Annotated in this window: 2 pseudogenes; both read left to right on the top strand. The window is 75.0% G+C overall.

The features are described 5' to 3' along the window. A pseudogene (locus B3T77_RS04605) lies at positions 1-148 on the top strand (creatininase family protein); the annotation flags it as partial. Positions 149-216: 68 nt separating this feature from the next. Then, positions 217-400, top strand: a pseudogene (locus B3T77_RS04600) (phasin); the annotation flags it as partial.

The raw sequence follows: 400 nt of genomic DNA, 5'->3' as shown, positions 1-400 counted from the left end.
CGCCCGCTTCCCCGACGGCCGGATCGGCTCGGACCCGGCCCAGGCCAGCCCCGAGAAGGGCCAGCAGATCATCGACGCGGCGGTCCCCGCCCTGCTCGCCGACATCGCGGCCTTCGCCGCCGAGACCCAGCCGGGAGCGTCGCTCTGACCCGCAAGACCCCCACAGCCGCCAACGCGGCCGTCGTCGGCGCCGAGATCCTTGCCGCCTCGGCCGAGGTGATCGCGGCCCGCACCGGGCTGATGGCGCAGGGCCTGACCAGCGCCAAGGGGCAGGACTTCAAGGAGCTGTCGCTGATGAGTTCCGAGAAGACGGAGGCGATGTCCGCCTCGGCCGACGCCATGGCCGCCAGCGCCGGGGCCATCGGCCAGCAGCTGGGGCGCGCGGCGCTGGACGAGGGCG

The organism is Brevundimonas sp. UBA7838, from assembly GCF_002500885.1.
Taxonomy (GTDB): Bacteria; Pseudomonadota; Alphaproteobacteria; order Caulobacterales; family Caulobacteraceae; genus Brevundimonas; species Brevundimonas vesicularis_C.
This window is presented reverse-complemented; position numbering and strand designations above follow the sequence as displayed.